Raw genomic sequence first — 22,869 nt, 5'->3', positions numbered from 1 at the left:
ACGCCCCCTGGGATGCCCTACCGCAAAGCTAGACGATTGCCCGTTTATCGCCTTTTCGACCGCCTGCGGTAAAATCGTTAACAAAAAACCGGTTCGATATATGTTTCAACTTTACATTGAATATAAGGTCTTGCAAACATCTTTTGTAGTGAATACGTGATGATCCCCCTTTGCAGCCTGACAGCTCACCACGCTGGATCAGAGTCGATCACGCATTGAAAACCATAGCATTGCCAGCACCAGAAGCGGGCTACGCAACCGTGCCCCCCCGGGGAACCGCAGGGTCGGAACTCTTGCAAACAGGTCAAAACGCTCAGCCTGGCCAGCTACCATTTCCGCTGCAATCTGCCCCGCCAGAGTTGCCATCGCGACGCCGTGACCGGAAAAACCAGAGAGGCTCATGATGTTTCCGGACAGACGTTCAAAATGCGGCATTCGGTTCATCGTGATGCCAAGGGTTCCCCCCCATGCATAGTCAATTTCAACCTCTGCAAGTTGCGGGAAAATCTCTCTCATCGGGCGGCGTACGGCCTTGGCAATATCAGCCGGAAACCGGTAGCCATAGCTTTCGGTTCCGCCAAACAAGAGACGGTGATCGTCAGAGAAACGGAAATAGTTGACCACGAATTTACTATCCGCAACTGCATAGTTGTTCCGGATCAACTCTTCCTGCGCCTTCGGCCCCAACGGGCGGGTTGCAACCACATAGTTGTTGATTGGCATGACCTTTTCCGCCACGCGCGGCTCCAGCCCACCAAGATAGCCGTTACACCCCAGCACAACATGCTGTGCATCGACCTGTCCCGCCTTGGTTGTCAGCGTGACGCGCGTGCCATCGGTGACCGTGTCGACTTTGCTCTGCTCATAGAGGCGCACGCCTGCTGACTGCGCCATACGCGCAAGGCCAAACGCAAAAGCCAGCGGGTGAATGTGACCCGCGCCCATATCCAGCGTTCCCCCATGGTAGGACGGTGAGTTGACCAGGGTGCGCATCTCATCCCGGTCGACAAATCGGATCTGCTCGTAGCCGTATTCTTCATTCAGCTTGGCCGCATAATCCCGGCTGTGGGGGACAAACCGTTCGCGGTGATCCGCGTGGATGATACCAGGATGAAACTGAGCGTCGACCAAATCCGACGCCGCAAGTTCTTTTACCAAATCCACAGATTGATTTGCCAGCGTCCACAGCGCCCTAGCGTGGTCGTGCCCCAGCAGCGTTTCCAATTCGTCCTGATCCAGCCGCTGCCCCTGCCCGACCTGCCCGCCATTGCGCCCTGAGGCTCCAAACCCCACGCGCTGTGCGTCCAGCAAGACAACATCATACCCGCTCTGGGCTAGATGCAGCGCGGTCGACAGCCCCATGAAACCGCCACCAACAACGCAGACGTCACAAACCACGGATCCCTCAAGACGCGGGAAGGGGTCCAAGGGTTCGGCCGTCGCTGCATAATAGGATTTGGGGTATTCACCCGCCGCATCATTGGCTGTCAGCAGATCCATGCATCATGTCCTTTTTTCTGGGCGTCACCTCGGGTGTGCCAGAAAGGGACCCTGCGATCCAGATAAATTTGATCAAATTAAAAGGCGCGCGGCTGAAGGTCCCCGCGCGCCAGATGTGATTACTTGCAGGCTGCCAGAGAATCTCCCATGGCTTGCAACAAGTTCACATAAAAATCAGCGCCAAGCTCCAGATTGAAGCCAAGCGGATCCATCTCTAACTCTTTGATGTCGCCCGCGTCTGCAACGGTGTGCACAAGACCCTTGTTGAACTGCGGCTCTGCAAAGACACAGGCGACACCCAGATCCCGAACCGTTTGCTGGATTTCCGCGATCCGCGCGGCACTGGGTTTGCTGGCGTCTCCGATAGAAATTGCACCTGCCGCCGCAAGGTCAAAGCCCCGTTCGAAGTACTGATAGGCGTCGTGAAAGACAACAAATGGCTTGTCTGCAACCGGGGCCAGTTCAGTTCGCAGACCGGCGACAACAGCGTCAATCTCGGCTTGACCAGCCGCAGCATTGGCCAGGTAGGTTTCCGCATTGGCCGGGTCCTGTTCAGACAATTCCTCTGCAATGACCGCAAGCCATGCTTTGCCATTCTCTGGTGCCAGCCACGCATGGGGATCTACGCCATCATGATCATGTCCTTCATGACCGCCATGCTCAGCGTGGTCATGCGCGTGATCGTCATGCTGTTCGTGGTCGTCATGCGCCTCGTTGTGGTGATCATGCTCTTCGTGATCATGGTGTTTATGATCATCATGATCGTGGTCGTCATGCGCGTGATCGTCGTGATGGTCATCATGCCCATCTGCATGTTCCGCATGATCGTGCCCTTCATGGTCATGACCCTCATGATCATCGTGGTCATCCCCATGGTCGTGGGCTTCAAACGTCGCGCCGGTCCGGTATTCATACCGCACGCCACCTTCTGTTTCCAACAGCTCCAGAATATGAGCAGAGGTTCCCAGCTCTTCGATCGGGTGCTCAAGCCATGGGGTCAGCGGCTCTCCGACCCATACGATCAGGTTGGCCTGGCTCAGCGCCCGCGCATCGGACGGGCGCATTGCATAGCTGTGCGGAGAACTGCCGGGGCGCACCAAAAGTTCTGGTTCGCCAACACCAGCCATAACACGCGAAACAAGGCCGTGAATTGGCGCGATGTCGGTGACAACTTTCGGCACCTCGGCATGGGCCAAGCCCGTCGTGGACAAAAGCACTGCAAGGGCGGCACTGGAAGACCGTTTCATGTTACGCTCCATGTAACTTTATAACATATCACGGGTTGTTATACGTCATGTCATAACATATCAAGATGAAAACGTGACCTGCCCGGAGGCTTTGATGCGTTCGCTGAGTTTTGAAACACATGATCACACTGCCTGTATCGACAAAACGATCCAGACGGTTGCGGACCAATGCGCCGCGAACAAGCTGCAGTTCACGCCGATCCGTCGACGTGTGCTGGAAATCATGCTGGAGGAACACCGGGCCTGGGGTGCATATGAGATTCTGGAACGTCTGCGCCAGGAAGGGCAAAGTGCCCAGCCCCCGGTGGCCTATCGTGCCTTGGACTTTCTGGTAAAGAACAAATTCGCCCATAAAATCGAACGGCTGAACGCCTTTATCGCCTGCACCCATCCCGGCGAAAAACATGCGCCGATCTTTATGATCTGCCGCAGCTGTGACAGCATCGCCGAAGCGCATGCGGAACCAACCAAGGGCCAAATGGGGGCCGCCGCGCGCGCCGCAGGCTTCCTGATTGAACGCACCGTCGTAGAGGCAGAAGGCCTGTGCCCAAAGTGCCAGGAGCCAGACAGCAAATGAGCCTCGTTTCCCTGACAGGCGTCAGCCTGACCTTCGGCGGACGCACAGTGCTATCAAAAGTCGATTTCTCCATAGAAGAAGGAGAAATTGTCACTGTGGTCGGACCAAACGGATCCGGAAAATCATCGCTGTTGCGCAATGTGATTGGCGCCGTGCGCCCGTCGGTTGGATCCGTAACCCGGCAAAAAGGGCTGCGGATCGGCTATGTTCCGCAGAAACTGCATATTGACCCAACTCTGCCGTTAACCGTACGCCGGTTCTTGAGCCTGCCCAAACGGGTGTCCGATACAGTGGCCAATGCCGCGCTGATGCAGGCCGGTGTTGCCAAGCTCGCGGACCGGCAGATGACAAACCTGTCCGGCGGACAGTTTCAACGTGTGCTCCTGGCGCGTGCGCTGCTGAACAAACCCCATCTTCTGATCCTGGACGAGGCGACCCAGGGGCTGGACCAGCCCGGATCCGCCGCGTTCTACCGTCAGATTGAAACCGTGCGACGGGAATTGGGCTGCGCTGTGCTGATGGTCAGCCATGAGCTGCATGTGGTCATGGCCGCCTCGGACCGGGTCATTTGCCTGAATGGTCACATCTGTTGTGAAGGCGCGCCGGAACATGTGGCATCAGCCCCGGAATACCGCGCCCTGTTCGGTTCCGGCACCCAAGGGGCGCTGGCCCTTTATCGTCATGAACATAATCACACGCATGACGACGGCTGTGATCACGACCACTCCCATCAAAACGAAGGAACCGCCGCGTGAGCTTTCTGGACGATTTTCTGATCCGCGCCGCATTGGCCGGCATTGGTCTGGCGTTGGCCGCGGCTCCTTTGGGCTGCTTTGTGGTCTGGCGCCGCATGGCCTATTTTGGAGATGCCACTGCCCATGCTTCGATTTTGGGCGTTGCGCTGGCTCTGGCCTTTGATGTCTCTGTATTTGGCGGCGTTCTGGTCACAGCACTGGTGATGGCGACGACTGTCTCCACTTTGTCCGGGCGCGGCTATGCCATGGATACGCTTTTGGGGGTCCTGGCCCATTCATCGCTGGCGCTTGGTCTTGTGGCCGTGTCCTTCCTGCACGGGGTCCGGATTGATCTGATGGCCTATTTGTTCGGAGATATCCTGGCCGTTGGCCGCAGCGACCTTGCGGTCATCTGGGTCGGTGCCCTTGCCACACTTGGCCTTCTGATCTGGCGCTGGTCCGGCCTTTTGACAGCCACTTTGAACCCCGACCTCGCCTATGCTGCGGGCATCGACCCCCGCCGGGAACAACTGGTGCTGACACTGGCGCTGGCCGTTGTGGTCGCCGTTGCGATCAAAGTGGTGGGCGTTCTGCTGATTGCCGCAATGCTGATTGTTCCGGCTGCCACAGCACGCGCATTTGCCAATACGCCCGAGCGGATGGCGATCTTTGCAGCGCTTGTCGGAGTCTTTGCGGTGATAACCGGGCTTCAGATCTCCTTTGCGGGTGATACCCCAACGGGACCGACAATTGTAACGGTCGCCGCTGGCTGCTTTATGGCCGCAAGCCTGTTCCGAAGCCTGTTTGACCAACGTCACCTGCGCAGTAATTCAGAGGACTAATCCAGCCCGCAATCAGGTTCCGGTCTGTTCAACCGGAGCCGAGGCCACGGACCATTTCTCACAGGCATCCAACAGCGCTTTCTTGCTGATCGGCTTGCTCAAAAAGTCATTCATCCCCACAGCCAGACATTTGTCTTTGTGCGATTGAAGGGCATTCGCTGTCAGTGCGATGATCGGCGTCGCTCCTGGGGTGCCCGACGCCGCCTCAATCGCGCGGATTTCTTCGGTTGCCTGCACCCCGTCCATGACCGGCATCATCATATCCATCAGAATAATGTCGGGTCTGCTGTGCTTGAACTTATTAATTGTTTCCAGCCCATTGGCAGCTAGATCCAGGTCGATCGGCGCATTTTTCAACATCCGGCTTACCACCAGCTGGTTGGTACGATTGTCTTCTGCCATCAGCACGCTGATGCGCCGTTTGAAGCCATCTTCTGGTTTGGGCTGGGCACTCACGTCCTCTTGCTCTGCCTGTTGCTGGCTCATCAGCATGGTGCTGATCACACGTTGCAGCTGCGCCGCGCGAACCGGTTTGGTGGTCACTTTGCACGGAGCCAGCTCTTCGATTTCATCCTTTTCCAAAGGCTGTTCGACAGATGACAAAACAACAATCGGAAGATCGCGGCAATGAGGCAGGCTGCGCACCTGCCGGGCCAGATCCCTGCCGTCCATAACCGGCATCTGGAAATCCTGCAGGATCAAATCAAAGTAACCGTCCCCGCGCTGTTTCAGGATGTTGATGCCATCCACCGCGCAGTTTGCGGACTCGCAGGTCATGCCCCAGGTCTGCAGACGTTCGCACAGAATGATCCGGTTCACCTCCAGATCATCCACAATCAGGGCACGCAGCCCCGTCAGATCCATCGAAGCATAAGCCTCTGGTGGTGTTTCCTGGCTTGATGCCAGCGGCAGCTTCAAGGTGAAGACGCTGCCTTTTCCAACGGTCGAGGACACCGCAATACGTCCCCCCATCAGCTTTAGCAACCGTTCGGAAATCGCCAGGCCAAGTCCTGTGCCTTCAAAGTTGCGGGTCGCAGCACCGTCAACCTGTTCAAAGGCGCTGAAAATCGTTTCCAGCTTCTCCTGTGGGATCCCGATGCCGGTGTCGCGCACTGACAGTTTCAGCTTGTGCTCCCCAGGGCCCTCTTCGCCCGTGACTTCGATACAGACATATCCGCGCGGCGTGAACTTTACCGCATTACCTGCGATATTGGTAATGATCTGACGTATGCGCCCGACATCCCCAATAAAGACCTCGGGCAGGTGCGGGTCATACCGAAGGACAATCTCGATCCCTTTTTCGTTGGCCGTCGGCGACAACAGAGTCACAACATCTTCCAATGCCGTCAGCAGGTTAAATGGTGCATTGTCGAGCTCCATCTTCCCGGCTTCAATTTTGGAAAAGTTCAAAATGTCGTTGATGATCGTCAGCAACGCCGAGCCCGACTTTGAAATCGTCTCAGCATACATGCGCTGATCTTCGTCCAGATCCGTTTCAAGAATAAGTTCCGCCATGCCGATCACCCCATTCATCGGCGTGCGGATCTCATGGGACATATTGGCCAGAAACTCGGACTTGGCATGATTGGCGATATCAGCGGATTCACGGGCCTGTTCCAGCGCAAATTCGCGTTCATCCCGCTCGTCAAACGTATCCTCCAGAACGCCAACGGAGTAGTTCAACGCCCAGAATTCACGCGACGCGTACCAGGGCAAAATACGACGCTGGCGTTTCATCCCAGAAATCGCGTCCGACATCCGCTGGTGGATCAGCCCAAGGGGCCGCAAAGCCAGAAGATGCACAAGCCCCCAAACCAGCACCGAAAGTCCCACAACAGACAGGCCGGTCCACATGATCGTTTGCTGCACACGTTCCTCAACCAGGGCGGTGCCTTCCCGGGTGGACCATTTCACCACCATTTCGCCAAAGGCAAAACCGTCCAGTTCGATAGGACGTTCGTACATCACAAACTCGCCCTCAGAAGGCATAGTTGGTGATTTTGCCTGGGCGATGACCTCTTCGCTGGCATTCAGGATCTTGATCGACAACAGCTTCGGATTGCGGGCAATCGCCTCGATCAAACCGGTTTGCAGGACGGGTACATCCTCGATGATAATGGATTCCAGCATCAGCCCGCTCAGCAATGAGACGGTCAGATCAGCCTGTTCTTCCAGTTGCTGATGTAAACGTTGCGCCTCGCTGGTTTGAGCGAGATAGCCAACTCCATAAGCCACCAGTACCGCCGCAAACGAGAGCGACAGCACAATTTGTGAAAGAATACCGGTGCGTTTCATAGTCTCACAAAAATTCGTTCAGAAATCAGTGCTGCGCTGCATCGCTTGTCTGATCTCTTGATAATCATCGTCCGATCCCAAAAGGAAACCGTTTTTAGACACCCGACGGACGATTTCTTCGTTTTCAGAGGCAAGCATGATCTTTTGCATCGCTGCAAACACCCGCGGCTGCAGATCCGAAGAGGAAATCCAGGGTTTGGTCACATTGTCAAAATTCGCCAAAGCACGGATCGGAACACCATCAGCGACGAGCTTTTTGAAAGTGCTTTCCTTCAACGCACCGGCGGCATATTTGCCTGCACCAACGGCAAGGCCGACCGAGTCATGTCGTCCCAGAAAATCAAAAGAATGCAGTTCGTCCCCTGAGATCCCCGCATCAAGCAGGACGGCCTGCGACAGGTAGCGACCGATTGTCGACAGCTCATCGCCAAAAGCAAATGTCAGGCCTGCCAGATCTTCAAGCGAATCGATGTTGCTGTCCTTGTGGACCGCGATGATCCCTTTGAACTTTTTCTGCCCATTTTTTGACTCCATCGCGACAATTTGAACACCTGGATTTTGGCTTGTTGCAAGGATGTAGGACGCAGGCCCAAAGCGTGCAAAGTCGACTTCGCCTGATGCAAGCTGACGGATGCTTGTTTCGTATTCCTTGGCGATGACCATTTCGATGTGAACATCTTCGCCAAGTTCGCTGCTCAACTGGTTTTCCAGAAACATCAAGAACGGGCGGTATTTCTTGACCGTTTCCGTAGGCTTGTCGGCCGCGTAAGTCCCGAATTTCAGGTTGATTTCTGCGGTTGCAGACCCCGCCAGAGACGCAACCATAATAACACTCGTAAATAGAACCACAGACGCCTGCCGCAAAATGCTTTTGAACTGATGCATGTGACATTCCATTTCAAATATCTGATCTATGACCGCCATCTGCGGGACTGAACACCCAGCCAAGCGGCCTCTATGGGAAGCACAGTAGCAGGTAATAGTTAAGAGCCAGCAAAATAACGGCTCTGATGTTTACGATTAATTACACTTTTGGCTTTTAACGTTTAAGTAACTATTTTTACGCATCTGTCACAAATATTACATAAACTTTAACTAAGGGCGCCCGCCCACAGGACTACCAGTGAAAAGATACCTTCAGAACTATTATTTTCGTAAATTTTCGCCTTCTTCCTGCGCTTTGACTATGGGGTCTCTTGTCGCGGTTGCGGTGGCAGACCCGGCCTTTGCGATCCCGTCACCCGAATTGGTCATCGGGTCAGTTTCCTCGCTTTCTCAGGTACTTGCGGTTGGCGTCGCCATGGTTTCAGGGCTTGGAGCCGCGATCGCCGCCAAGTTTGGGATTGCGCGGACCAAAGGTGGCAACACCCTCCGCTACCCGGTAAAGCTGATCGCGGGTCTGGCCCTCGTTGTAATAGCGCTGCTCTGTGCAAACTACTGGCAATACAGCCAAAGCCAGACAGAAAGACGCACCCGGCTTGAGGCCACATTGCTGCGCCCAGCTCAATTCGAAGGCAGCAAAATAAAAGACGCAAACTTGAAGGAAACCAGCTTCTCCGCCCAGCTGAGCCACCCTCAGGGTATTTCAACCGAGGATGCGGCCTCGCTGCTGGCGGATGGTAAGACGCACTTCTTTGATGTGCGCGAGACCGGCGAGCGTGAGATGGGCACCCTTCCGGGGTCCGACCACATGCGGTTCCCGGACTTTCTGCAATCCGTACCGGTCCAACCCGGCGAACAGGTGGTTCTGTTCTGCCACAATGGCAACCGCAGCTCTGAAACATGCGCGGAACTGGCCAAGATGGGGATCGACTGCCGTTTTATTGCAGGCGGTCTGGAGAAATGGATCGTCGAGGGGCGCCCGTTCAGCGACGAGAAAGTGCGATCCTTGTCCGATCTGCGGGCGTTGCCGGACTATCCGAACAAAGACGTCCTTCTGGACACCAATGACTTCGCAGAACTCTTCAATACTGGCGATCTGCAAATCATCGACACACGTTATCCCGGTGACTTTGAAAGCGGCCACCTGCCGGGCGCGATCAATATACCGCTGCGCGCCATGACCACCAGCGACCTGCAGACGCGCCTGAACAGTCTGCAACAAAAACCCACCGTTGCCGCCTGTTATGACCGACGCAGCTGTTTTATGGCACAGGCGCTCGGCTTGGAACTGACCCGCAAAGGCATTGACTATCAGGGGCGTTACACCCTGCCGTGGGAATTCTTTATCCCGCCAAAACCCAAAGCGCATGTGCAGGACTGGCTGGCCGATCAGAACTCTACCCTGTGGGACAAAGCCATTGCAGGCATCGCCGCCGCACTGGTCTGGAGCCACGAAAAACTGCATCTTCTGGCCGGGCTGTTTGCCCTGTCGCTGCTGACGCGCTTATTGGTGCTGCCCATTGCTCTGAAATCGGAACGCGACCAGCTTGTGACCGCCGCAACCAAGGACGATCTGACAGCGCTCAAGAAACGCCTTGCCAGTGATCCCGTGCGCAAAGCCCGCGCGATTCAGGAGCATTATGCGAAACATGGGCTGACTCCGATGCGCAATATGCTGGCGCTGGCCTTCCTACCGATCATGATGCTGGGTGTGTCCGCCGCCGGGCAGGCCTCCAAAACCGTAGGCTCCGGACTTGGCTGGGCTGCAAACATCGGCCTGCCGGACCCGCTTTATGTCATGCCCGCGATGTTTACCGCTCTGGCGGCGGTCTACCTCCTTTGGGCTGTGGCGAAAACACCGCGTGCGCGCCTGCTGTGGATGGGACTGGGCGTGCCCGTGCTCTTTGCAATGGTTCTGGGCCTCAGCTTTGCGGCCAATGCCTACCTGTGCTTCAGTCTTGCGCTGTTGCTGGCGCAGCGCACCTATGTGGTGGAGGCCCATAAACCCCTACTCGCCTGGGTCCGTGCCAAGGCTGCACGTCTAACCGCCGCGAAACTGCCCCGCGACATCCATGCCTTGCGTGAAAGCGGAGCGCTGACAGAGGCCGGGAACAAGGCCTATCGCCTGTCGATCATGAAAAACGCAGGCCTGCCGGTGCCAAATGGTGTGGTTGTCAAAGGCCCCGCGCTGGATCGCCTGGCGGCCCTGCCCTTGCAGAAACAACAGGCGCTGGCAGCCCGGATCTGGACCGCTGTCGGGGAACGCCCCTGTGCCGTGCGCAGTTCAGCCAGCAACGAGGACGGCGCAGAGCAGAGCTTTGCGGGCGTCTTTGACTCGGTTCTGGATGTCACCGGCGACACGATGCTGGACGCGCTGACCCATGTACACAGCAGCTTTACCTCTGAGCGCAGCAAAAGCTATGACACTGTGTCTGACAGCGGACATGCCAATGTTCTGGTGCAGGAAATGGTCGATGCAGAGTTCGCAGGCGTTCTGTTCACCCAGGATCCCACCGCGCCCGGTATGGTAATGCTTGAATGGGTCAAGGGCAATGGCGAGGCGCTGGTCTCGGGCCGTGTCACCCCAGACGTTGCACGGTTTGGTCGTTACACAGGGCAGGAGATCGCGGACCCCAATGGCGAAATGCCTGATTTTGGGCCACTTCTGGAACTGGGCCGTCAGATCGAAGATCTGTTTGGCGTGCCACAAGACGTGGAATGGGCCTATCAGGACGGCGCCTTCCGCATCCTGCAAAGCCGCGACATCACCACGCTGGCCCTTGGCACTGTTGCGCAGCAACAGCGCTGTGTCGAATGGCAGGCGCATCTCGAACGTTTTGCCAATGCGCCCCAGGATGAGGTCTTGCTGGAACAGGATGAAATGTCCGAAGTCCTGCCACGCCCCACCCCGCTGTCGTTTGATCTGATGAACCGGGTCTGGGCGCCCGGTGGCAGCCTGGATCACGCCTGCCGCGCCCTTGGCGTGCCCTACAAGCTGCAAGAAGATCCCGGCAGCCATCTGGTGAACCTCTTTGGCAAGACATATGTGGACACCCGCATCAAATCCGACATGGCCCTGTCGCTCAGCCGGGCGCAGGCCAAACAGCTGCGCAAAAAGGCGACGGGGTTCCTGTCCGAGTTCCACTCTGAAACCCTGCCCGCCTTCAAACGGGAGGTGCTCTTTTGGGAGGCGCTTGATTTTGATCACCTGCCGCAGGACGAACTGTTGCAAGTCATCGCCAAAATGCGCGATCTCTTTGTGCATGACATTTATGTGCAGGCGGAAAAGGTCAATATTTTTGCAAGCTTCACCATGGGGGAGGCACAGAATGCAACCGCAGGGGACCCATCCCTGCGCGCCCATCTGATGCAGGCCGAAGCCCCACATGCGCCAACCAACCTCTTGGCGGCCTGCGCGGGTGACATGGCACAAGCGGTTGCGGTCATGGGCCATCGGTCGATGTTTGACTATGAACTCAGCTCACCGCGCTACCGCGAGGCTCCAACCATGCTGCAAAGCCTGGTCGCCAGCCCGTTGCCTTCGATCCACAATGATCCGTCCCTGCCCCGCGATCTGCCGGCGGGCCTGCGCGAGACCCTGGATCGGGCCATCGCATTCCAGGACCTGAAGGAACAGGCCAAACATGAGGCTCTGCGCGTTCTGGCCGAATTGCGTCGGGCGCTTGTGGCATTGGGTCAACGCACGGACCTCCAGACGCTGGTCTTTTACCTGACATGGGCCGAACTTCTGGACAATGGGATCGCACCGGCTGAGCTAAAGACCAAAGCATCGGAACGCAAAGAGCGAGAAGCCCTGCGCCGCAAATCGGCTCCGTCCGAGGTGTCGCTAACGTTGCAGGATATGGAGCTTTTGTCGCTGGGTCGCAGCGTAGCCACCGGTGATGACAGCCTGGGCGGCACCTGTGTTGCAGGTGGCGGGACAGTCACCGGCCGAGTGTTCCGCGTCAGCGATGACTTTGCCGATGATGGCAGTGACGTCGAGACGCTGTTCAAGGGCTTCCGCAAAGGTGACATTCTGGTCTGCCAGATGGTTCACCCTGCCTGGCTGCCGCAGGTCCTGCAATCGGGCGCGGTGCTGAGCGAGGTGGGCGGTTGGCTCAGCCATATGTCCATTGTCGCGCGGGAAAAGAACAAGATGATGCTGGTCTCTTGCAAAGGGTTGCGCACCCTGCACCCGAACCAATTGATCACCGTCACGGAGGACGGCGAAATCCGCGCCGAGGTCGAGGATAAAACGGTGGTTCATATCGCCTGAACAGAAACCGGGCGGCCATTGCGCCGCCCGGTTTCGTTCGGGTCAAAGGCGCAGGTCGGCCTCTTCCTCTGTCAGGATATATTTCAGGTCATAAAGGATTGCACCGCCCCGGCCAAAAGCGCGGATGCTTTCTGCGGACAGAGCTTTGAACCTGTCATGGGCCACGGCCAGTATGATCCCGTCATAGGTTCCGGCCACGGGCTGCGCCACGGTGTCGAACCCGTATTCGCGGCGTACCTCTGCGGGATCAGCCATCGGGTCGTGCACATCCACCCGAAGACCAAACCCTTCCAGCCCCCGCACCACATCAATCACACGGGTGTTGCGCAGATCGGGGCAGTTTTCCTTGAAGGTGAGGCCCATGATCAAAACCCGCGCCGCAGGTGTGGCGCAGCCTTTCTGCATCATCGCCTTGACCATCTGCTGCGCAACATAGGTGCCCATGCCGTCATTCAGACGCCGCCCGGCCAACAAGATATCAGGATGGTAGCCCAGGGATTCCGCCTTATGGGTCAGATAATAAGGGTCCACCCCAATGCAGTGCCCGCCCACCAGACCGGGGCGGAACGGCAGGAAATTCCACTTGGTCCCGGCCGCGTTTAACACCGCTTCGGTGTCAATGCCCATCCTATTAAAGATCATCGCCAACTCGTTGATCAGCGCGATATTGATGTCGCGCTGGCTGTTCTCGATCACCTTGGCGGCTTCGGCCACACGGATGCTGGGCGCACGATGGGTGCCTGCGGTCACAATCCGGGCATAAAGCGCATCCACACGGTCTGCGACCTCGGGCGTAGAGCCTGACGTGACTTTGACCACATCCGCCAACCGCCGCTGTTTGTCACCTGGGTTGATCCGCTCGGGGCTGTAGCCAACAAAGAAGTCCTGATTGAACACCAGCCCTGTTTGCGCCTCAAGGATCGGAACGCAGTCTTCTTCGGTTGCGCCGGGATAGACGGTGGATTCATAAATCACCAGGTCGCCCGGCTTCAGAACCTTTGCCACAGTTTCAGACGCCCGCTTCAAGGGGCGCAGATCCGGCCGATGGCTTTCGTCCACGGGTGTCGGCACCGTGACAATAAAAACGGTGCAGTCAGAAAGATCCCCCACGCGGCTGGCAAAGCTCAGCTGAGTTGCGCTTTGGATCTCGTCAGCGGTGGTTTCGCGCGTCTCGTCCTGCCCGCGTTCCAAGGCCGCAATCCGGTCGGCGTTGATATCGAACCCAACGGTCGGCTGTATCCGCCCAAAGGCCACTGCCAAAGGCAGACCGACATATCCCAGCCCAATGACACCGATTTTTTCCATTTGGTCGCGCTCCTTTGCGGTCCACCCTATAAAGGACAGTTGCCCAGGAACATCAACGGTGTCTGCGATCTGGATTGCCGAAAAAGGAAAAGGGCGGCCCGTCTTATGACGACCGCCCCCTCTTTTTCAGGATGTCACAGCTTAGGAGCGTGCGAACTTCTTGATCACGCCCTCACGCAGACGCGAGCTGTAGGACTGCAGCTCTTCGCGTACAAACCCCATCAGGAAGTAGAGCGCAAAGATGTTGACCACAGCCATGGCAAAGATCGCCGCGTCCGAGAAGTCGATAACCGGACCCAGGCTTGCAGCCGCGCCGATGACGATAAAGGCGCAGAAGATCAGCTTGAACACCAGTTCGGTGGCCTTGCCTTCGCCAAACAGATAGGTCCATGCCTTCAGGCCATAGTAGGACCAGGAGATCATGGTGGAGAAGGCAAAGAGGATCACCGCAACCGCCAGCACATAGGGGAACCAGGTGATGGTTGACCCAAAGGCCGCCGAAGTCAGCGCCACGCCGGTATTGCCGTCAACGGTTGCAATGGCCGATCCCGCTTCGTTCAGCATGTAAAGGCCGGTTGCCTCGTCGATGATCAACTGCTGCGAGATGATGATGACCAGCGCGGTCATGGTACAGATCACAACGGTATCAATCAGCGGCTCCAACAGGGAGACAAAGCCTTCGGTGATCGGCTCGGATGTTTTCACAGCCGAATGCGCAATCGCCGCAGAGCCAACACCCGCCTCGTTCGAGAAGGCCGCGCGTTTGAACCCCTGGATCAGCGCACCAACCAGACCACCCGCAACACCAAGACCGGTAAAGGCCCCGGCAAAGATCTGACCAAAGGCCCAGCCGATCAGATGGTAGTTTGCACCCAGGATCACCAACGCCGCACCAACATAAAGGATGCCCATGAGCGGCACGACTTTTTCGGTCACATTGGCGATGGATTTGATGCCACCTACGATCACGGCAAACACAACGGCTGCAAAGACCAGACCGGTGATCCAGCCCGGATATTCACCGACGATCCCAGAGATCTGCGCATGGGCCTGGTTGGCCTGGAACATATTGCCACCCCCCAATGCGCCAAGGATACAGAAGACCGAGAACATCACCGCCAGGATACCGCCACCGGGAAGGCCGCGCTGTTTGAAGCCTTTGGAAATGTAATACATCGGACCACCGGATACGGTGCCATCTTCGTATTCATTGCGGAATTTCACGCCCAGCGTACATTCGGTGAATTTCGACGCCATGCCCAAAAGGCCCGCAAGGATCATCCAGAAAGTCGCGCCCGGACCCCCAATGCTTACAGCCACAGCTACACCGGCAATATTGCCAAGCCCCACGGTGCCGGACAATGCGGTTGCCAGCGCCTGGAAGTGGCTTACCTCACCCGCGTCGTTGGGGTTGGAATAATCCCCTTTGACCAGCTGAATGGCGTGCTTGAAGAAACGGAATTGCACAAATCCGAAATAGAGCGTGAATACTGTGGCAGCGATCACCAGCCACAACACGATCCACGGGAAGTCGGTTCCCGGAATCGGAGCAAAAATTGCACTGACAAAAGGACCTGTCGCCTTGGCAAAGGCTGCGTTGACCTTTTCATCAATCCCCATCGCTTCTTGTGCAAACGCCGGGCCGCTGATCACGGCAAAAGCGGCGGCGCTGCGCAAAGACTCTTTTATTTTTTTCATTGTCTTTTTCCCTTATCCGACGACCGTGACCGGCACGTCTGCGTGCATCACCAGATTTTGGGTAGAGCTGCCAAAGATGCGTTTTGCAAAACCACCTTCGGATGCACGGCCCACGATGATCTGCGCGCCCTTGTTTTCTACGGTTATCGCATTCAGCGTTTCAGCCACATCCCCATGGCGGACAACGCCGCTGGCTTTGAAGCCCGCGTCCGTCAACGCTTTGATCGCCGGTTCAATCACCCGCGTCTTTGCAGTTGCAACTTCTTCCTCACGCCGTTTGTGGCGTGTGGCATTCTCTTCTGGTGTTTGGAAAGTGAACGGAGACCACTCGATAACATAAGCTACGATCAGCTCTGAGTTATCGATGCGTTCGGCCAGCTCTTTTGCAAAAGCAAGCGCTCGGTCCCCTGTGTCCGCCCCATCCAGGCCAACAACAAGTTTCACCGTCATAAGAGTTCCCTCCTGGTTCAGGTTAAGGTTGGGAGCAAAGGCCCCCGAGGCTTTTTAACATTTTTCTGACATTTTGCCTCACTTTTCATTTTCAGTGATTTTGACTAGTTATTGGGTACATAATAGAAAGAATACTGAGATTTTTTCGTGCTTAATGGCAATTTATGAGGGAGATTCACTAATGAGCAGGGATTTAGATAGAATCGACTTGAAAATCCTTGAAGAGCTGGACTCCAACGGTCGACTGCCAATCGTAGAACTTGCAAGCCGCGTAAACCTGTCAAACACGCCCTGTTCCGAACGGGTCAAACGGCTGGAGCGTACCGGCTATATCCGCGGATACAGGGCGGTTCTGGACCTTGAAAAGCTCGACGCCGGCCATATGACGGTGGTGCAGGTTTCGCTGGCGGCCACGGGTGAAAATCATCTGGACGATTTCAACAAAGCTGTCGCAAAGGTGGAGGAAATCGAAAGCTGCCTGCTGATTGCCGGGTCTTTTGACTATCTGATGGTGATCCGGACCCGCAATATGGCCCATTTCCGCGAAGTTCTGGGAGAGAAGATCAACAAACTGCCGGGCATCCACCAGACGAATTCCTTTGCGGTTATGGAAGTGGTCAAAGAAAGCTATGACTTCACCGCGACAACGTGACAGCGGCGGCGTCCGGGCACGCTCCAACTCAACGCGCCCGGATCAACGAGCCCGGCCCAGATGTCTAACCTTTTAACGCAGTCTCAACAGCGGTTTTCAAAGGTGTAGTTGCGCGGCCAATCAACCTGCTCAGGTCGCCGCTGTCTGTGTAGAGCCACCCCTCGGCAGCCGCCGCATCCCCATCGGCAATGACCCCTGCCAATTCCGCAGGCAGACCCGCGCCCACCAGAGCCTCGGCAAAGGCATCTTTTGGCATATCAACATAGGCGACCTGTTTCCCGGCGACGTCCGCAACCGTTGCTGCAAATTCGGCCAATGTGTATGGCGCGTCTCCACCCAGCTCATATGTTTTGCCTGCGTGACCGCTGCCGGTCAGCACCGCAACAGCAGCCTCGGCAAAATCCTGACGGCTTGCCGTTGCAAACTTACCCTCGCGCGCAGCGCCAAACTGCTGTCCCATCGCAATCACCTGCGGCAGCGCCATCAGATGGTTTTCCATGTACCAACCGTTGCGCAGAAGGGTGATGTCCAGACCGCTGTCGGCCAGCGCCTCTTCGGTTGCCTTGTGTTCTGCCGCCAGACCCATCGGCGAAACATCCGCCTTGAGGAGCGATGTATAAACGATGTGCTGCACACCCTGGGCCTTGGCAGCGGTTATCACATTCAGGTGCTGCGGCACCCGGCTGCCAACCTCGCTGCCGGAAATCAGCAACAGCTTTTCAACCCCATCGAACACCCCATCCAGCGAAGCGGGGTCGGAATAATCACCCTGCCGCGCGTCCAGCCCAAGCGCTGCAAACTCATCCCGCGCCGCATCCGAACGGACCAGAACCGCAATCTCGTCCTTGGCCAACCTGTCCTGAAGGCCCGCAACCACAAGCCGTCCCAACTGCCCGGATGCTCCGGTGACCATTACCTTTGTCATGATTATCTTCCTTCCAAGATGCAAAACGGATATAAGTCTCAATATGAGACCTTATGCTTCCTTGGAAAGGAGGCACTTTTTCTGCCACAGGTTACAAAAAGGGAACCAGATGCCGGACGACCAGCTGCAATCACCTCATCTGAACCCGGACATGCCGCTAACCCATGAGATGCTGGTCCATTGCCCTGTGCGGCTGGTGTTGGATCAGATCTCCGGCAAATGGACCCTGTTGATCCTGCTGGAACTGGGGCTGCGCCCGATGCGGTTCAATCAGTTCACCCGTCGCATTCCGGACATTTCCAAACGGATGCTGACCCAATCCCTGCGCGAACTGGAACGCGATGGGTTGATCAGCCGCACGGTTTTTCCAACCAAACCCCCATCTGTTCAATATGAACTGACCGATCTGGGCCGGTCCCTCCTGACCCCGATGCAGAGCCTTATCAATTGGGCCGATGCGCATTTTGACTCGATCAAAGACGCGCGCGGCAAGTATGACGTTGCATCAGGTCGCTGAAGCAAGCATTCATATCGGGCAATTTGAATTTCATCTCCTACCGGCTTGGCTCTTTCACGGACAGGCCTGATTGCAACCAAGATTTCACACACAAGATTTCACACGGAGGCCCCCATGATCACCAAAGGCATTAAAGCCCTGACCGAAGAAGCCATGAGCCGGATTGAAAACCTGTCCCCGCAGGACGGTATGGAGCGTGTCGCCAGCGACGACTATCTGCTGGTGGACATCCGCGACGTGCGCGAGCTGCAGCGTGACGGGGTGATCGAAGGCGCGTTTCATGCACCGCGCGGCATGTTGGAATTCTGGGTCGACCCTGACAGCCCCTATCACAAGCCTGAGCTGCTCAGCACCAAAGGGTTGGTCTTTTATTGCGCAGGCGGTCTGCGCTCGGCCTTGGCGGCGGATGCGGTACGGGCCATGGGTCATCCCCATGTCAGCCACATCACCGGCGGGTTTGCCGCATTAAAAAAGATGGGCGCGCCGATCACGCCCTATGGGTGCATATTCCCAAAGGATTGAGCAGCCCGGTCTCACTTGGTTGTGCGCACAGCCTTAGTGAGATTGCGCGCACTCTCAAACCGGACCTACACTGCGCAGTGCATCGATGACTGCCTTGCGGACACAGCGGACATTCCAAATGGGTACACCAATGGCCGCTTTCTTCACTGGTCGCCAACTAGGCAGTCGTCTTTGTCAAAGAAGAATGTAACGCCGGGCTCCTTTGCGAAGTTGAGTTGAGGTTCGATGAATACTCGAACCGCGATGCTCCAATTGTCTGGTGACCAACTCCTGAAAGGTGGCTGGCGGTCATCTTCAAATTCCCAGCCTCTCGCCTCTGCTGTCCGAATAATGGATGCTCTGCGAACACATCCTAATGTCGCAGCATCAAATACGAAGCTATTATAGGCTCGTTGTGAATCGCGAACGTTTCGAACGTCCCAAGCAATCATCGACTGGTAAGCCAATAAGCCACACAGCACGATGATTGCGACTACCGTCATTGCAATTCTCATTTGAACCTACACTGCAGTTTTGACTACCGTCACTCACAAATCCTGTAGCGAAAAGCTTCTTTCCACAAGTGGGTAGTGGTCCTCACAAGGTTTGGTTTCAGTCCGGTCTAGACTTGCACTTTTTCATGAAATCAGACCTTGGCGCAAACTGCAGCATCAATCAATTTGGGCTCTCTGTGGGCCTTCGCTGCAAAACACCCGAACGTCAGCTTTTGGTATGCCGCCCAGTCTTATTAAGATTGGGCGGCAACGTTATCGGGGTCGGTGCGGCAATCAACTGAGAATATGCAATGGGTCAAAAAAAGAGAGCTAAGCCCGGTCACAAAAGCGCAGGAAGCTCTTTCAGCAGGCGTCCAACCGGCGCTTGCAATGAGGTAAGCCCTGCAGCCCGTGCCAGATACCAGGCCAGTGCCTGGTTGCTGCTGACAACCGGCAGGCCCAGCTCTGCTTCCAAGGCGTCGATCACATCCAATGTGCGCAGGTTTGTGCAGGACAGGAACACTGCATCTACATCCGCCTGCCCCTTCAACGCGCGGGCCGCCGTCTGGACCGAGTTTGCATCAATCCGGGCGACACTGGCTTCTTTTTCTTCGCCAAAGGACAGTGTTGCGGGCACCGTGAAACCCGCTGCTTCAAAACCGGCACGGATGGGCCCGGCCACAGTTGGAACATAAGGAGACACAATTCCAAGACGCCTGACCCCAAGGGCGCGCAGCGCTGCAATTGAGGCCGACAGCGGGTTGGTTACGGGCACATCTCCGATAGGTCTGGCCACAAGCTCAGCCACACGATCGGCGCCAATCATGGCTGTCCCGGACGTACAGCCATAGGCCAGCGCATCAAAACAGGCAGCCTTGGGCAAAAGCGCCGCAGCCGCAGACAGGCCGTGTTCCATCTCTGACAGGGTTTCAGGCGTGACCGCCTCTCCTGAGGGCACGCGTGTGACATATACCAGCGCTTCCTCGACGGTAAAAAGCTGGCGCAAATCCTGCTCCAGCGTCTCATCCGTTTGCAAAACAACCAGCCCCAGGGCCCGGTCTGCAATAGGTCCGGTCAGCGTATATGGGAAAGCACCCATTACAGGATCTCCGGCAATTCACTGGGCGCGCGTGGCGACAGCAGCTCGCAGCCGTCGGCGCGCAGTACAATGTTTTCCTCATGCACCATGATCCGTCCCGGCGAAAGTTCAAGCCCGGGCTCCAGTGTCAGCACCATGCCTTCGCGCAGAACAGTCTGGTCCAAAGGCGTAAACGACGGCCACTCTGTCAATGTGACGCCCAGACCATGGCCCAACCGCCCTCCCAAAGGCGTGCCCCCCCGCGCGGTGATCCCATCCGCCAAAATGGCATGGGCCTGTGCCGCAGGCATGCCCGGTTGCAGGTGGGACAGGGCCTCCTCGGTCGCTGCAAACAACACATCATACCCCCGCCGCAGAGTGTCACTGGCAAGCCCAATGGAAAAGTTGCGGTCAAAATCGCAGAAATACCCGTCTTTGACAGCGCCGGTGTCCAGCATCAGCAGATCGCCGTCCTCCAAAGGCACCGCCCCGGCCGGAGAGATCACATCCCCATAGCCCCCCTGACCGGCCCCGCCGGCAACATAGCTCACCCAGTCGGCCCCCTCTGACAGAAGGCACACCTGAAAGGCACGGAACAGGTTGTCCAGCGGCACGCCGGGGGCCGCAATTTCCGGCAGACGCTGAAAACCGCGCGCGCCAATGGCGCAGATCGCGCGGATCTTGGCGATTTCGGCTTCGGATTTGACCTCGCGCACCCGTTGCACCACATCCGTCGCGTCCTCAAAACGATGCGGTGCGAGAGCATGACGCAGCGCATCGAACCCAGCCTGCGGCATGCGCAAATGTGTCTCTGACCCCATGGGCAGGCCAACGCGCCCATGGGGCGGCAACAGCGCGCGCAGGCTGTCTTCCAGCAGCGTGATCCCGTCGTCCTGCGGATCCGGCGCGGGCCAGGTGCGTATATCCGACACCCAGGTGCGTCCCATCAGATCCGCACCAATCGCGGGGATCACAGCAACAACCTCCCCGGCCTGCGGCACCAGAACAAACCACGGGCGCGCAGGGCTTTCCCAAAACCGGGTCAGAAACCCGGTGACATAAAAGACATCCGCAGGCTGTGTCAGCAGCAAGACATCCAGCCCCGCACGCCCCATCTGCATTTGCAGCCGCGACACTCTGCTGCGAAACTCATCAGCGGGGAAAATCAGACTGGGCTCACCCATCCTCTGGCCCCTCGCTGAGGATGGTTAAGACCTTTGCCTCCGCCCCGATCTCCAACCCGGACATAAGCGCAGCCAATGCCGCGCCGCCCGATGGGGTGGTAGCCAAACCGTGCTGGACAAGCCGCCCGGTCCCGGCCTTTGCCTGATCATCTGACAGCGTCACAAACAGATCCGCATCCCGTGACAATCCTGCCAGCGCAACCAGAGACGGGGTCTTGCAGTCCAACCGCCCCATATTGGAAACCGGTCCTTGGCATGTGGCCAGCGCTCCGGCTGTTATACTGGACTGCAGCGCTGGCGCGGCTTCTGGCTCCACCACGATGATGGTCGGCGCAGCGCCCCATTCGGCCCGCAGGTGGGCCGCTACCGCAGCGGCCATCCCGCCAACCCCCGCTTGCAGCAGCACATGGGTCGGCACCTCATCAATCTGGTTCACGATCTCCTGCGCCATCACCAGATAGCCTTCCATCACCCGCAGACCCGGCTCAATCGCCCCAGCCCAGGTGCTGTCCGACAGAAGCGACCACCCGTTATCCACTGCGGCCTGTTCCGCAGCCGCCATACTGGCCTCATAGGTGTCGCCAGCCCGCACCACATCGCCCCCTTTGGCTCGCAAACGCTCCGCAAAGGCCTCGGGCACAGTCTCCGCCAGGTAAATCACCGACCGCGCACCAAAGACCCTGGCACCCGCGGCCACGGACAAACCGTGATTTCCCGCGCTTGCGGTCACATACACACGGTCAGTCAAAGCCTGCGACATCTCTCCAAGGCCAACCCGCCGGGCCGCATCCCGCGCAATGGCATGGGCGGCCCCCAGCGCCTTGAAACTTCCCAGTCCCATCCGCGCGCTTTCATCTTTGACCCACAGGCGAGCCACGCCGATGTCCTTGGCCAATGCCGGCATGTCCCGCAAAGGCGTTGTTTCATAGGCCAAACAGTGAGAGATCAGGTTCATGGCAGCACGCGCATCGCTGAACGGCATTTGATCCATCCCCGGCAAACCGGTTCCGCGGAACGGATTTTCCACCTGTTTCAAACCTAAAGCCCCCCGTCAGCACATCCTGAGAGCAGGCTACCAAAGCCAATGACACCACGGCGGGATCATTTTCTGCAAGTTGAGCCCAAAATCGGCGCAGGATTGGTAGAATTCGCCGATTTTCGGAAACTGTAAAAAAACAAACTGCTCTGCGGGCCGTATTTCGGATAGCCTGACCCTATGGACAGATTCGATGCCCTTCTTCTGGAGGCCCTCCAGCACGACAACCGCCAGACTGCGGAAGCATTGTCAAAACAGGTGGGACTTTCTGCGGACGCCTGCCGGAAACGGCTGGCCCGGTTGCGCAAATCCAACATCATCCAGGCAGAAACCGCGCGACTGGACCCGGAGCAGGTCGGGCGACCGTTGATGTTGATTGTCGAAGTCTCTCTGCAGAATGAGCGAAAAAGAGACCTGGACCGGTTCAAACAGCAAATGCAGAGCGCAGCAGAAGTGATGCAATGCTATTATGTAACGGGAAACGGGGACTTTGTGCTGGTGATGTCCGCTCGTGATATGGTCGAATATGAGGAGTTCACCCGCAGGCATTTCTTTGACGACGAGAATATTCTGCGGTTCCGTACCAGCGTTGTGATGGATCGGGTCAAACAGGGGTTTAACCTGCCCGTTACGCCAAAAGAGCCGTAAATCAACGCGGTGACCACCCCGACGGCAT

At 57.1% G+C, this 22,869-nt stretch carries 20 protein-coding genes; 8 read left to right on the top strand and 12 right to left on the bottom strand.

The features are described 5' to 3' along the window. Positions 1-198: 198 nt before the first annotated feature. Positions 199-1,500, bottom strand: coding sequence for an NAD(P)/FAD-dependent oxidoreductase (locus ACXAEW_RS21270; RefSeq protein WP_474943345.1), 1,302 nt, complete (start codon positions 1,498-1,500; stop codon positions 199-201). Between the two features lie 119 nt (positions 1,501-1,619). Next, positions 1,620-2,747, bottom strand: a complete 1,128-nt coding sequence (locus ACXAEW_RS21265; RefSeq protein ID WP_474943344.1) for a zinc ABC transporter substrate-binding protein — start codon at positions 2,745-2,747, stop codon at positions 1,620-1,622. A 94-nt stretch (positions 2,748-2,841) separates the two neighbouring features. Here ACXAEW_RS21265 and ACXAEW_RS21260 point away from each other — a divergent pair, with 94 nt between their 5' ends. Genes ACXAEW_RS21260 through ACXAEW_RS21250 form a run of 3 tightly spaced genes read left to right on the top strand, consistent with a single transcriptional unit; the run spans position 2,842 to position 4,900 of the window. Beyond that, entirely contained in the window at positions 2,842-3,324 is a 483-nt protein-coding gene (locus ACXAEW_RS21260) for a Fur family transcriptional regulator (RefSeq protein WP_474943343.1), read from the top strand. Beyond that, on the top strand, positions 3,321-4,079 hold the full coding sequence (locus ACXAEW_RS21255; RefSeq protein ID WP_474943342.1) for an ATP-binding cassette domain-containing protein: 759 nt from the start codon (positions 3,321-3,323) through the stop codon (positions 4,077-4,079). The genes ACXAEW_RS21260 and ACXAEW_RS21255 overlap by 4 nt, the downstream gene beginning before the upstream one ends. Then, complete coding sequence (locus tag ACXAEW_RS21250; protein WP_474943341.1) at positions 4,076-4,900, top strand: metal ABC transporter permease; 825 nt, start codon at positions 4,076-4,078, stop codon at positions 4,898-4,900. The genes ACXAEW_RS21255 and ACXAEW_RS21250 overlap by 4 nt, the downstream gene beginning before the upstream one ends. A 12-nt stretch (positions 4,901-4,912) precedes the next feature. On the opposite strand, the gene ACXAEW_RS21245 is transcribed toward ACXAEW_RS21250, so the two are convergent. Continuing rightward, entirely contained in the window at positions 4,913-7,195 is a 2,283-nt protein-coding gene (locus ACXAEW_RS21245; RefSeq protein WP_474943340.1) for a response regulator, read from the bottom strand. A gap of 18 nt (positions 7,196-7,213) precedes the next feature. Further along, the gene (locus ACXAEW_RS21240) at positions 7,214-8,020 is read right to left on the bottom strand and encodes a PhnD/SsuA/transferrin family substrate-binding protein (RefSeq protein WP_474943339.1); all 807 of its coding nucleotides are present in this window, start codon (positions 8,018-8,020) and stop codon (positions 7,214-7,216) included. Between the two features lie 361 nt (positions 8,021-8,381). Between ACXAEW_RS21240 and ACXAEW_RS21235 the strand changes: the two genes are divergently transcribed. Continuing rightward, entirely contained in the window at positions 8,382-12,353 is a 3,972-nt protein-coding gene (locus tag ACXAEW_RS21235) for a PEP/pyruvate-binding domain-containing protein (protein ID WP_474943338.1), read from the top strand. A gap of 42 nt (positions 12,354-12,395) precedes the next feature. On the opposite strand, the gene tviB is transcribed toward ACXAEW_RS21235, so the two are convergent. From tviB to ACXAEW_RS21220, 3 genes are all read right to left on the bottom strand, one after another. Continuing rightward, positions 12,396-13,658, bottom strand: coding sequence for a Vi polysaccharide biosynthesis UDP-N-acetylglucosamine C-6 dehydrogenase TviB (tviB, locus tag ACXAEW_RS21230; protein WP_474943337.1), 1,263 nt, complete (start codon positions 13,656-13,658; stop codon positions 12,396-12,398). 141 nt (positions 13,659-13,799) lie between these two features. Then, a complete protein-coding gene (locus ACXAEW_RS21225) occupies positions 13,800-15,356 on the bottom strand; it encodes an alanine/glycine:cation symporter family protein (protein ID WP_474943336.1) in 1,557 nt (518 codons plus the stop codon). Positions 15,357-15,368: 12 nt separating this feature from the next. After that, entirely contained in the window at positions 15,369-15,806 is a 438-nt protein-coding gene (locus ACXAEW_RS21220) for a universal stress protein (RefSeq protein ID WP_474943335.1), read from the bottom strand. A 181-nt stretch (positions 15,807-15,987) separates the two neighbouring features. On the opposite strand from ACXAEW_RS21220, the gene ACXAEW_RS21215 reads away from it, so the two are divergent. Beyond that, positions 15,988-16,458, top strand: coding sequence for an Lrp/AsnC ligand binding domain-containing protein (locus ACXAEW_RS21215; protein WP_474943334.1), 471 nt, complete (start codon positions 15,988-15,990; stop codon positions 16,456-16,458). 64 nt (positions 16,459-16,522) lie between these two features. Here ACXAEW_RS21215 and ACXAEW_RS21210 read toward each other — a convergent pair whose 3' ends face one another. Continuing rightward, positions 16,523-17,383, bottom strand: coding sequence for an SDR family oxidoreductase (locus ACXAEW_RS21210; protein ID WP_474943333.1), 861 nt, complete (start codon positions 17,381-17,383; stop codon positions 16,523-16,525). Between the two features lie 109 nt (positions 17,384-17,492). On the opposite strand from ACXAEW_RS21210, the gene ACXAEW_RS21205 reads away from it, so the two are divergent. Together ACXAEW_RS21205 and ACXAEW_RS21200 are read left to right on the top strand one after the other, a co-directional pair. Then, positions 17,493-17,900 carry a winged helix-turn-helix transcriptional regulator gene (locus ACXAEW_RS21205; RefSeq protein ID WP_474943332.1) on the top strand — a complete coding sequence of 136 codons (408 nt, stop codon included), beginning with the start codon at positions 17,493-17,495 and terminating at the stop codon, positions 17,898-17,900. A 114-nt stretch (positions 17,901-18,014) separates the two neighbouring features. Further along, on the top strand, positions 18,015-18,422 hold the full coding sequence (locus tag ACXAEW_RS21200) for a rhodanese-like domain-containing protein (protein WP_474943331.1): 408 nt from the start codon (positions 18,015-18,017) through the stop codon (positions 18,420-18,422). A gap of 143 nt (positions 18,423-18,565) precedes the next feature. Here the strand turns inward: ACXAEW_RS21200 and ACXAEW_RS21195 are convergent, their stop codons facing one another. From ACXAEW_RS21195 to ACXAEW_RS21180, 4 genes are all read right to left on the bottom strand, one after another. Further along, positions 18,566-18,904 carry a hypothetical protein gene (locus ACXAEW_RS21195; RefSeq protein WP_474943330.1) on the bottom strand — a complete coding sequence of 113 codons (339 nt, stop codon included), beginning with the start codon at positions 18,902-18,904 and terminating at the stop codon, positions 18,566-18,568. A 331-nt stretch (positions 18,905-19,235) separates the two neighbouring features. Continuing rightward, positions 19,236-19,994 (bottom strand): maleate cis-trans isomerase family protein, encoded by a 759-nt coding sequence (locus ACXAEW_RS21190; protein WP_474943329.1) that lies wholly within the window; start codon positions 19,992-19,994, stop codon positions 19,236-19,238. Continuing rightward, complete coding sequence (locus ACXAEW_RS21185) at positions 19,994-21,157, bottom strand: M24 family metallopeptidase (protein WP_474943328.1); 1,164 nt, start codon at positions 21,155-21,157, stop codon at positions 19,994-19,996. The genes ACXAEW_RS21190 and ACXAEW_RS21185 overlap by 1 nt, the downstream gene beginning before the upstream one ends. Continuing rightward, complete coding sequence (locus ACXAEW_RS21180) at positions 21,150-22,193, bottom strand: pyridoxal-phosphate dependent enzyme (RefSeq protein WP_474943327.1); 1,044 nt, start codon at positions 22,191-22,193, stop codon at positions 21,150-21,152. The genes ACXAEW_RS21185 and ACXAEW_RS21180 overlap by 8 nt, the downstream gene beginning before the upstream one ends. 180 nt (positions 22,194-22,373) lie before the next feature. Between ACXAEW_RS21180 and ACXAEW_RS21175 the strand changes: the two genes are divergently transcribed. Then, a complete protein-coding gene (locus ACXAEW_RS21175; RefSeq protein ID WP_474943326.1) occupies positions 22,374-22,841 on the top strand; it encodes an Lrp/AsnC family transcriptional regulator in 468 nt (155 codons plus the stop codon). Positions 22,842-22,869: the final 28 nt, after the last annotated feature.

The sequence above is a fragment of the Epibacterium sp. ABZ3_068 genome (genome assembly GCF_056159265.1).
Note: the sequence above shows the minus strand (reverse complement) of the source record. Positions and strands in the feature narration are given on the sequence as shown.